We start from the raw sequence: 9,611 nt of genomic DNA, 5'->3' as shown, positions 1-9,611 counted from the left end.
CTGCGGGCCGGCGCCGACGCCGCCGCCCGGACCGAGGCCGTCGCGGCCCGGAGCGAGGCCAACGCCGCCCGAGCCCAGGCCGAGGCCGCCCGCGCCGAGGCCGCGGCCGACGTGGCTGTTCGGGCCAACGGCGACGACGCCGACATCCGCCTGCCCGGCATGCACATCGAGACCAAGGGCGATCAGGCCTCCGTCCGCATCGGCGGCATCCACATCGACGCCAACGACGACTCGGGCACGGTCGATATCGAAGGCGGCGAGAACGGCGACAGCGTCAGCGTCCGCGCCCAGAACGACAGCGCCGAGGTCCGCGCCATGGCCGCGGGCGACGCCACCCGCGCCAGCTGGATCCTGACCGACAACCGGCCCTCCGCCGGGGGCTGGCGTCTGGTCGGCTACGAGGCGCGCGGCCCCGTCGGCGGCCCGCTGGTGGTGGCCACGGTCCGCTCGCGCGACCGCAACCGCGGCCGGGTGTTCGAGGACGCCAAGGACCTGGTGGCGCTCAACGCCGGGGAATAGCCCGCCGCTCAGGCTCCGCCTCGGACCGTGCACGGAATCCGGGGCGCCGATTCCGCTCCGGCCTTGATCACGCGGGCTCTATGGGCCACCACGTCCAGCCAATCGAACTGGATCACGCCTTGGCTTCCGCACCCCGACCTTCGTCAAAAGCGCCCCGCGCATGGCAGCGCATGCTGTCGGGCCGCCGCCTCGACCTGCTGGACCCGTCGCCGTTCGACATCGAGATCGAGGACATCGCCCACGGCCTGGCCCGGGTGGCCCGCTGGAACGGCCAGACCATCGGCGAGCACGCCTTCTCGGTCGCCCAGCACTCCTGCGTCGTCGAAGAGATCGCCGCCCACATCAAGCCGGGGCTCGAGCCGAAATGGCGCCTCGCCGCCCTGCTGCACGACGCCTCCGAGTATGTGATCGGCGACATGATCTCGCCGTTCAAGGCGGCGCTGGGCGTGAACTACAAGGCTTTCGAGGCCCGGCTGGAAAGCGCCATTCACGTCCGCTTCGGCCTGCCGCCCAAGAACCCGGTGGCCATCAAGACCCTGATCAAGAAGGCCGACCGCGCCTGCGCCTACTTCGAGGCGACCCAGCTGGCGGGCTTCAACAAGGCCGAGTCCCTGACCATCTTCGGCGCGCCGCCGGCCGGCTATGACCTGCTCATCGAGCCCCTGCCCGCCCCGGTGGCCCAGCAGCGCTATCTGGAGCGCTACCGGGTGCTGGCCGAGGCGGTGGGCCTGATCTCCGCCCCCGACGCCTGGCATACCGAATAGCCATGGCCGAACAGGGGGTCCGCATCGGCCTGTCGGCCGTGGTCATCGCGCTGAGGGACGGCAAGGCCTGCGTCCTGACCACGACCGGCGACGACGGTTCGGCGGCCCTGCCCTTCGGCCCCTTCGACCCGACCCGCGACCGCACCTTCGAACTGGCCCTGCGCGCCTTCGTGACGGCGCAAACCGGGTTCCGGCTCGGCTTCGTCGAACAGCTCTACACCTTCGGCGACCTGGGCCGGGCCAGTCCCCGCGCCACCCCCGGACCGGAGCACCATCGCGAGGTCTCGGTCGGCTATCTGGCCCTGACCGCCGACGCCGCCGACGCCCCGGCGGCCGAGGCCCGCTGGACCCCCGTGCTGGACTTCTTCCCCTGGGAGGACCGCCGTGACGGCGCCGCCTCGTGCCAGGCCGCTCTGATCGAGGGCCTGCGCGACTGGGCCGCCGGCGACAGCCGCCGCGCCGCCCGGATCGACGCCCTGTTCGCCGCCGCCCCCGGCCAGCGCTGGAACGAGGGCCGGGTGCTGGAACGCTATGAGCTGCTCTACGAGGCCGGACTGGTCGACGAGGCGGCGCGCGACCTCGACAAGGCTCCGCCCGCCGCCGCGCCGGGCCGCCCCATGGTCTCGGACCACCGCCGGATCCTGGCCACCGGGCTGGGCCGCCTGCGCAGCAAGCTGAAGTATCGCCCGGTGCTGTTCGATCTCATGCCCGAGACCTTCACCCTGTCCGGCCTGCAGGCCGCCGCCGAGGCCGTGGCGGGCCTGTCCCTGCACAAGCAGAACTTCCGCCGGGGCGTCGAGCGCACCGGCCTGGTCGAGGCCACGGGCCGTCTGTCGGCGGCCACCGGCGGCCGCCCGGCCGAGCTTTTCCGCGTCGCCGACGGCGACCCGTCGACCGGCGAAGCCCTGGGCCTTCCCCTTCCGGCCCTACGCTGACGATTTTCGTCATTTCCCTGCTTGCGGCGCAGGGGCTCCCCGATTAGAGAAGCCGCTCGCTCGACCAAAGCGTTTCGGCCCCGCGGAGAGGTGGCAGAGTGGTCGAATGTACCGCACTCGAAATGCGGCGTGCCTTTACGGGTACCGTGGGTTCGAATCCCACCCTCTCCGCCACCGGCCTTCTGCAGTGAAATCGATAAGCTGAAGGCCATTTGGCCAAGGCCGATCGCTCAGGAGCGGAATTCGATCCGCCAACCGGGTTGAACGCCCCGACCGGCGAGCGGTGCACCCGCGGATCCGGTTCGGCCAGGGCGCAGGCCAGGCCCTGCGGCTCGACGGCGGGGCCGCCGGCCCGCTGCCCGGGACTACTTCGAAAATCTGAGGGTGACGCCCACCGTTCGCGGACGCAGCGGCGTGGTGGCCAGGGCCTCGGGAAGGCGGAACGGGTCGCCGAACGAGAAGGTGTTGGCCGTGGTGTTGAAGGGGTTGTCGACGAACGCCATGATCGCCCAGTTGTCCGCTTCCAGACCCGTCGACATGCGGCCGTTCAGATAGTTTCCCATCCGGTAGCGGCGCTCGGCGTCGAACGTCAGCCGCGAGGGGCCGACATAGGCCAGGCTGGCGTCCACGAAGGCGGTCAGCCCTCCCCCGACGGGACGCCGCCACGAGACGTTGATGTTGGCCGACGCCGAGGGAACGCCGGGCAGGCCCGCATCCCCCCGCGAGTTGAAGTTCGCGTTGGGCCGGGTGATCCGCGGATCGGCGAGCAGGGCGTTGGCGCGGATCTCGATCTCGTCGTTCGGCCGCCAGTTGGCCTCGATCTCGATGCCCCGGTTGGCGCCGTCGCCCACATTGACGGCATAGGCCAGGCCGCTGGGGAGGAACTGGTCGCTCTGGATGTTCTGCCAGTCGGCCGCGAAGACGGCGACGCGCGCCTGAACCTGCCCGTCCCAGAGCAGAGCCTTGCCCCCGATCTCGTAGTTCCACAGCGTGTCGCCGGAATATTCCCGCATGGGATTGCCCGGGCCGCCGTTGAAGTTCTGCCAGAGCGGCCCCCCCGTGTTGAACCCGCCCGTCCTGTGGCCCTGACTAACCAGGGCGTAGAGGCTCAGCTGATCGTCAGGGCGGTAATCGAGTCCCAGCTTGGGCGAAAAGCCCCAGGTGCTGCGGCTGCCCTCGAACTGTCGTTGCCCGAACCTCTGGGTCACATCGGAATGCGTGTCGTAGTCGAAGCCGTAGAGCCGCCCCCCCGCCGTCAGGGTCACGGTCGGGGTCAGGGCGTATGAGACTTCACCGAACGCCGCCGCCTCGCGGAGCTCATCGTTGCGCACTTCATTATAGACGTCAGCGGGCGTGGGCCGCAGGGCCGCAAGCAGGGTCTCGGACCGCGTCTCGCCTGACGAGAAGAAGGCGCCCGCCAGCCATTCGATCGTGTCGGACGGCGGCGACCGGAACGTCAGCTCCCCCACCACCAGATTGATGGACTTCGCCTCGTCCAGGGCGCCCGTCCGTGCCAGGGAGCCGAACAGCAAAAGCGCGGTCGAGGCGTCGTAGCGGCTGAGGAAGCGGTGATCGAGATAGGCGATCGATCCATCGACACGCCCCCAGTCGCCCCGGCCTTCGACACTGACGTAGGCCTGGTTGAAATCGTTCGTATGGGGTTCCCGCACCAGGTTGGCGCGCTTCAGCCCGCCCAGGGTGCGGTAGACGTAGTGGGTGTCCTCGGTGTCGATCGACTGATGGACGATTCCCGCGGTCGTGCTCCAGTCGGGAGCGAGGCGCACGCTGGCCGCCAGCCGTCCACCCCGCCGCGATGAGGCGTTGACCCGACGCAGGCTCAGGCTGACATCGTCGATATAGCCGTCGAAGGACTCTTCGTACGCCAGCCCGCGAATGGCGCCCCGCTCGCCCGGCAACGGCACGTTCACGACGGCGGAATACTCGGTGTTGGCGCCGCCGCCGGCCGTGACGGATCGGGTCCCGGACACATCGACGGCATAGGCCAGCGGATCCGGCGACCGGGTGACGATGCGGACCACGCCGCCGATCGGACCCGTGCCGTACAGCGCGCCCTGCGGCCCGCGCAGCACCTCGACCCGGTCAAGGTCGATCAGCTTGAGGTCCGGATCCGGGGCGCTGTAGGTGATGGGAACAAGGTTGAGGTACAGCCCCACCGTCGATTGGGTCAGCCCCGTGAAGGCGCCGTCGGACATGCCTCGCAGCAGGATCTTGTTGCGGCCCGAGCCCAGGTTGGTGACCGTCATTCCCGCGATCAGATTGCTCAGATCGTGGGCGTTGGCCGCTCCGGCGAAATTGATCTGCTCGCCGGACACCGCCGTGACCGGAGTGGCGGCGTGCTGGGGCGATTCCGGCCGGCGCTCGGCGGTGACGATGACGTCGCTGAGTTCCGAAGCGGTTTCCAGCAGCGGCGCCGGCGTGAGCGGAGGAAGCCGGGGGAGCCGCGGTGGCGGGGCGACCACGGAGCGGGTCCGCCCGGCGCGGCGGATGATGATCGCCCCGCTGCCGCTGGCCGACCATGTGCAGCCCGAGCCGGCGAGCACCCGGGTCAGGGCGGCGTCCAGCCCCATGGTTCCGTTCAGGGCGGGAGCGACGCCGCGGCAGGCCGAAAGATCGCCGCCCAGGGAAACGTGGGCCTGAAGCGCCAGCTCCAGAAGGGCGTTCTCCACCCGCTGCGAGGGGATGTGAAGGTTCAACCGCCGGTCAGGCGTCGCCTCGGCGGGCCGGGCCACGCCGAGTGCGGCTATAGTCAGGATAAGGCCGAGGCCGACGAAGCCAAATCGTCCCGTACTGCCGCCTGCAGAAGGATCAGCGCGAGTCACGCCCAGTCAAATCCACCCCGTCGGCGGATCGGACGACCTCGACCGGAGCCAGCTCCTTGAGCTGTTCCAGCATGACCGCCTCATCCGCCACCCGCAGAACTCCGGTAAACCGAAGATTCTGCGCTGAAACCGATAGGTTAACCGGTTTGTCGAGGTAGCGCGACAGGTCGTCTCCGACCTCCGCGAGAGAGGCGTTGCGATAGACCAGAACTCCACTGCGCCAGGTCGAAGCGCTGGCGGGATCGACGCGGCTGAGGACGGCCGGCTGGCGGCCGAGCTGATCAACCCGCTGACCCGCCGTCAGCCGCATGGCCTCCTTGCCGCTGGCCGGCGTCACCGCGACCACGCCACGTTCGACGCTCACGGAGAAACGTCCGTCGTGGTTGACCACGTTGAACGCCGTCCCGAGGACCTGAACGCTGTGGTCGCTGGCGGTGATCACGAAGGGGCGCGAGGCGTTGTGTGCGACATCGAACGCCGCCTCGCCGTCGGAAAGGACGACTTCGCGTCGTCCCCGCTCCATGCGCACGCTCAGATCGGAGTGGCGGTTCATGTGAATGACCGAGCCGTCCGACAGTTCGACCGTGCGCGGCGCCGATTCCGTCCGGTAGATCTCGGTGGGGGCGTCGAACAGCGGCCACACACCGACGGCCAGAGCCAAAGCCGCGGCCATGCCGACCGCCGGGTAGAGCCAGCCGGGCCGCGACCGGCGCGGACGCGGAAGGTCGTCGTTCGCCGGCAGGGCCGAGCGGGGAACCTCGTCCAGCGCGATCCAGAGGGCTTCCACACGGTCGTAGGCGTCGCGATGGGCGGGCTCCGCCTCGATCCAGTCCTGGAAGGCGAGCCATTCCGCCTCGGACGCGTCCGGACCGTTCAGGCGCACGAACCAGCCCCGGGCCGTCTCCTCGATATCGGTGTGGATATTCATCTGTACGACTGTCGACCTTCAGCCACGGCGAGCGGCTCTCTGAGGGTAGACGTCGCTGCCGCGGCGCCACCTCCGAGGAAAATCACGCCAAACGCGAAAAATGCGCCCGTCACCGCGGCGCCCTCGCGGCCAGGATCTTCAGCGCGTCCATCATATGCTTCTCGACTGAACTGCGGGAGATCCCGAGGCGGGTCGCCACCTCAGCGTAGCTGAGACCGTCGAATTTGTGCATCCGAAAGATCGTGGCCGTCTTGCGGGGCAGCGTCTCCAGCGCCGCGATCAGCGCCGCCAGCCGTTCACGGCTCGCCACCACGGCCTCGGCGGACGGGGCGTCGTCGATGTCCTCGAACGCGCCGACGACGTGAGAGGCCAGACGCCAGGCCCCGTCACGGGCCGCTCCCCTCAGCGCCGAACGCCGCCGGTCCAGCAGCAGGTTGGAGGCCAGCCGGTACAGGAAGGCGCGTGCATCCCGGATCTCGACCTCGGGACTGACCGCGGACACCTTGAGATAGAGGTCCTGCAGCAGATCCTCGACATCGGGCGCGCCGCCCAGGCGCGCGCGCAGGAACCGCGCAAGCGCGTCCCGCTGCTCGAAATAGACGTCGGTCAAAGGATGCGCGGTCGGCGCGGTCAAAAGAGTGCGGCCCTCTCGTCGGTTCAGAACACCCGACGCCGTCGGATGGACGCCGCCTTCTCCAGACAACGCCGTTTCATGCCGCGCAGTTTCTTTTGAGGCAAGCCGCCCAGGGCGCCGTCTTACCCATCGAGGGCATGTGAGCCCCTTTTGACATGCCCTCCTGTCGTCCGGACCCGGCTTGCTGGCCGGGTCCGGACGACCCCCCTGAGAGTGACGACGCGATGCAGACCCCGGCGCGCAAGACGATCCGTCCCGGACAGCCCTTCGAGGCTCCGAAACGTCCGCCGTCCGACGCAACCGTGCGGCCCCTTTGACCCGCGAAGCTCCGGAACGCTCAGATGTTTGACCTCTGGCGCTCGGGTTATATCCGAAGCCCCCTTTCCCACGCGCTCGAACCCGGCGGACTGGACCCGGCGAAAGTGGTCTGGCTGCCCGCGGGCGACCGTTCCTTCCAGTTCGTGGCCGACCCCTTCGGCATCGAGCGCGACGGGGTCGTCACCGTGTTCGTCGAGGCGTTCGACTATCGGGTTCGCCGCGGCGAGATCCACTATTTCCAGTACGACCGGAACGATGTCCTGATCGATCAGGGCGTGGCGCTGGCCGAACCGTTCCACCTCTCCTACCCCAGCCTGATCGAGGACGGCGGCGAGCTCTACATGCTGCCCGAGGGGTACAAGAGCGGCGTCCTGACCCTCTATCGCTGCGTCCGTTTTCCCGACCGGTGGGAATCCGTTCAGACCCTTCTCGATGTCCCCGCGATCGACGCCACCGTCGTTCGGTCCGGTGCGCGCTGGTGGATGTTCTACGCCCTGCCCGGACCGGATGACCGCGCCATGCGGGAACTGCATGTCGCCTGGGCCGACCGGCTGGAAGGCCCCTGGACGGCCCATGCCGGCAATCCGGTGCGGACCGGTGCGGCTGACTCCCGTCCCGGCGGCTCGGCGTTCGAGCGCGAGGGCGTCCTTCACCTGCCGGTCCAGGACTGCTCCGGCGCCTACGGCTCCCGGATCCGGCTTCTGCGGATCGACAGCCTCGGACCGGACCGGTTCGAGGCGACCGAGGTCCGCCGGTTCGAGCCGGACGGATTTCTCGACGGCTTCAGCGACGGCCTTCACACCCTTTCAGGAACCGGCGGCATGACCTTCATCGACGTCAAGAGCGTCAATCGTTCCCCGCTCGAGCGCTATATCCGCGCCCAGTACAAGCTGCGCCGACTGTTCCGACTGAACGGTCCGCGCTCGCAGCGCGCCAAGGCGGCCTGAGATGCGCATCGCCGTTGTCATGCCCCGTGGCTGCCTGATGGAGCGGGGCCATACCAACTCCATGGAGACGGTCGCCCTGACGCTGAACCTGCGCAGCCGGTTCGAGGACGATATCCGGATCATCTGCGACGCAGGGGCCGCCGATCCGGCGATGCCCGGCCTGATGACCATTCCCGGCGGGCTGAGCAAGGCGGAACGCCGCAAGGTCGTCGCCGGCGTGTTGCGGGACCTGGCGCCCGACATCGTCGAGTACCACCAGCAGCTCGGGCCGGCCGCGGAGCTGGCCCGCCTCCTGCCCGGTCCGATGCACGTCCTGTATCGCCACACGCGCATCAAGCCGCCGAGCAATCCGATCGAGCGGTTCCGCTATCGCCGCCGGCTGCAGGCCTTCAACCACCTCGTGTTCGTCAGCGAGGCGGCCTGCGCCGAGTTCCGGAGCGACTATCCCCGTTTCAGGGGAGCGATTTCGGCGGTCTGCAATCCGATCGACATCGAAGCCTGGCGCGGCGATGTCGCGGCGCGCGAGCCGCTGATCCTGTTTTCGGGTCGCGCCCTGCCCGAGAAGGGGCTCGACGCCTTCTGCGAGGCGCTGGCGACTGTTCTGGACGGGAACCCGACGTGGCGCGGCGCCCTGATGCTCGGCGAATGGGAGCGGAACCAGGCCTGGGCCGAACCGCACGTTCGCGCCCTCGAGCGGTTCGGCGACCGGGTCGAACTCCACAAGTCCGCATCTATGGCGAAGGTCATCGAGGTGTCGCGTCGCGCCGCCATCGCCGTGACCCCGTCACGGGTCGCCGAGGCGCTGGGCCTGACGGCGCTGGAAGCCCACGCCGCCGGCGCGGCGCTGGTGTCCTCCGGACGCGGCGGCCTGAGGGAGGCGAGCGGGGTTCACGCCCTGTACGTCGACCCGCCGGAAGCGCCAGGGCTCGCGGACGCCATCACCCGCCTGGTCACCGACGACAAGCTGCGCCGGAGAATGGCCTCGGCGGGCCAGACGCATGTCGTGGCGATCCACAATCCCGTGGTGCGGGCACAACAGCTCGACGACCTGCGCCAACGTATCGCTGATGAAGGTCGCGTCCGCTCTGGCCATCATCCGTCACGCCTGCGCATGATCGGCCAATCTTCCGGATCCCCCGTGATTGACCGAGGCCTGCCATGGGCGGACGCACCTTTCTGACAACTCTTCTCTTCGGCAAGGAGACCGCGGCGCGCATGCGCGCCGCGCGCGCCGGCGACATTCGGGACCTGCCCGACCGCCGGCTCATGGCCGAGGCCTATATTCCCGCCTTCGCCGCGGCCGGCGGCCGAATCCTGTGGGTCGGGTGCCGCGCCTACACCGCGACCGACTACGCGGCTCTGGAGACCGGCGGGGCCGAAGTCTGGACGACCGATATCGATCCCAAGGCGGCCCGCTGGGGCCGCAGCGGCCGCCACCGGACCGGCGATGTATGCGAGATCGACACGATCTTCCCCGACATCACCTTCGACGCGATCATCTGCAACGGCGTCTTCGGCTACGGGGTCGATGCGGCCGAACAGCAAGGCCGGGCGGTGGCGGCGATGGCCGCGATCCTGCGGCCCGGCGGCCGGCTCCTGCTCGGCTGGAATACCGACAAGGTCGAGGATCCCGTCCAGGCGGGCCTGACGGCCCCGTGGTTCGATCCGGCGCCGTTCGGCGGCCAGGACCAGAGGGTCGGGTTCGACACCGTCACCCATGTCTACG

Annotated in this window: 8 protein-coding genes, 1 tRNA gene and 1 pseudogene; 7 read left to right on the top strand and 3 right to left on the bottom strand. The window is 69.4% G+C overall.

The annotated features are described in order from the left end of the window. The 4 genes and pseudogenes from Q0C81_RS02920 to Q0C81_RS02905 all read left to right on the top strand — a co-directional run. A pseudogene (locus Q0C81_RS02920) lies at positions 1-519 on the top strand (methyltransferase type 11); the annotation flags it as partial. Positions 520-689: 170 nt separating this feature from the next. Further along, on the top strand, positions 690-1,283 hold the full coding sequence (locus tag Q0C81_RS02915) for an HD family hydrolase (protein WP_291833264.1): 594 nt from the start codon (positions 690-692) through the stop codon (positions 1,281-1,283). A gap of 2 nt (positions 1,284-1,285) precedes the next feature. Beyond that, a complete protein-coding gene (locus Q0C81_RS02910) occupies positions 1,286-2,218 on the top strand; it encodes an NAD regulator (protein ID WP_291833261.1) in 933 nt (310 codons plus the stop codon). 84 nt (positions 2,219-2,302) lie between these two features. Beyond that, positions 2,303-2,392: transfer RNA gene (locus tag Q0C81_RS02905), tRNA-Ser, on the top strand. Positions 2,393-2,583: 191 nt separating this feature from the next. Here Q0C81_RS02905 and Q0C81_RS02900 read toward each other — a convergent pair. The 3 genes from Q0C81_RS02900 to Q0C81_RS02890 form a co-directional block, all read right to left on the bottom strand. Further along, positions 2,584-4,932 (bottom strand): TonB-dependent receptor, encoded by a 2,349-nt coding sequence (locus tag Q0C81_RS02900; RefSeq protein WP_291833259.1) that lies wholly within the window; start codon positions 4,930-4,932, stop codon positions 2,584-2,586. Positions 4,933-5,044: 112 nt separating this feature from the next. Then, on the bottom strand, positions 5,045-5,986 hold the full coding sequence (locus Q0C81_RS02895) for a FecR domain-containing protein (RefSeq protein ID WP_291833256.1): 942 nt from the start codon (positions 5,984-5,986) through the stop codon (positions 5,045-5,047). 109 nt (positions 5,987-6,095) lie between these two features. After that, a complete protein-coding gene (locus Q0C81_RS02890; protein ID WP_291833253.1) occupies positions 6,096-6,596 on the bottom strand; it encodes a sigma-70 family RNA polymerase sigma factor in 501 nt (166 codons plus the stop codon). Positions 6,597-7,042: 446 nt separating this feature from the next. Between Q0C81_RS02890 and Q0C81_RS02885 the strand changes: the two genes are divergently transcribed. From Q0C81_RS02885 to Q0C81_RS02875, 3 genes are all read left to right on the top strand, one after another. Continuing rightward, entirely contained in the window at positions 7,043-7,885 is an 843-nt protein-coding gene (locus tag Q0C81_RS02885; RefSeq protein WP_291833250.1) for a hypothetical protein, read from the top strand. A gap of 1 nt (position 7,886) precedes the next feature. After that, positions 7,887-9,065: a glycosyltransferase family 4 protein gene (locus Q0C81_RS02880; RefSeq protein ID WP_291833247.1), complete on the top strand. Its 1,179-nt coding sequence runs from the start codon at positions 7,887-7,889 to the stop codon at positions 9,063-9,065. Positions 9,066-9,100: 35 nt separating this feature from the next. After that, the coding region (locus Q0C81_RS02875) for a bifunctional 2-polyprenyl-6-hydroxyphenol methylase/3-demethylubiquinol 3-O-methyltransferase UbiG (RefSeq protein ID WP_291833243.1) at positions 9,101-9,611 on the top strand (511 nt) is incomplete at its 3' end.

Source organism: Brevundimonas sp., from assembly GCF_023259385.1.
Classification (GTDB): domain Bacteria; phylum Pseudomonadota; class Alphaproteobacteria; order Caulobacterales; family Caulobacteraceae; genus Brevundimonas.
The sequence above is the reverse complement of the archived record's forward strand: the minus strand, read 5'-3'. Positions and strand labels throughout refer to the sequence as shown.